The sequence below is a fragment of the Streptomyces bullii genome, from assembly GCF_042657145.1.
In the GTDB taxonomy this organism is placed as follows: domain Bacteria; phylum Actinomycetota; class Actinomycetes; order Streptomycetales; family Streptomycetaceae; genus Streptomyces; species Streptomyces bullii.
Window position 1 is genome coordinate 1 of the sequence record NZ_JBHSNY010000046.1, and the last position, 747, is coordinate 747.

The window sequence follows — 747 nt, forward strand, 5'->3', positions numbered from 1 at the left end:
CCGGGCTGACCGAGTCGCAGTTCACCAGGCTGGTCGCGTTGGTGCGGCGTCGCGGTGGTGACATTCAGCGCGGCCGTCCCTGGCGGCTGCCGCTGGAGAACCGGGTGTTGCTGGTGGCGACGTACTGGCGCACGAACCTGACGTTGCGGCAGGTGGCGCCATTGTTCGGTGTCTCGAAGTCTGCGGCCGACCGCATCCTCGATCACCTCGCACCGCTGCTGGCCATCTCGCCGGCCCGGCGGCCGCGCAAGGACACCGTCTACATCGTCGACGGCACCCTCGTGCCCACCCGCGACCGCAGCATCGCCGCCTCCAGCAAGAACTATCGGTACTCGACGAACTTGCAGGTCGTGATCGACGCCAACAGCCGCCTGGTGGTGGCGATCCGCCTGCCACTGCCCGGCAGCCGCAACGACTGCCGGGCGTTCACGGAGTCCGGCGTCGACCGGGCCTGCCGCGGAGCCCCGACCATCGCCGACGGCGGCTACCAAGGCACCGGCCTGCTCATCCCGCACCGCAAACGACGAGGTCAGATGCACCTCAGCCCACGCCAGGAAGCGGAGAATGCCGTCCACCGCCGGGCGCGAGCCCGGGTGGAACACGCCCTGTCGCGGTTGAAGAACTGGAAGATTCTGCGGGACTGCCGGCTCAAGAGCAACGGCGTTCACCAGGCCATGCTCGGCATCGCCCGGCTCCACAACCTGGCCCTCACCGGATAACTCACACCCCATACGGGACAACCTCTAG

The 747-nt window shown here is 68.4% G+C and carries 1 protein-coding gene; it reads left to right on the forward strand.

Annotated elements, in window-relative coordinates; genetic code table 11:
- Positions 1 to 719 (forward strand): transposase (locus ACFPZJ_RS39800; protein ID WP_381031973.1); only part of this gene is annotated, 719 nt, incomplete at its 5' end.
- Positions 720 to 747 lie beyond the last annotated feature (28 nt).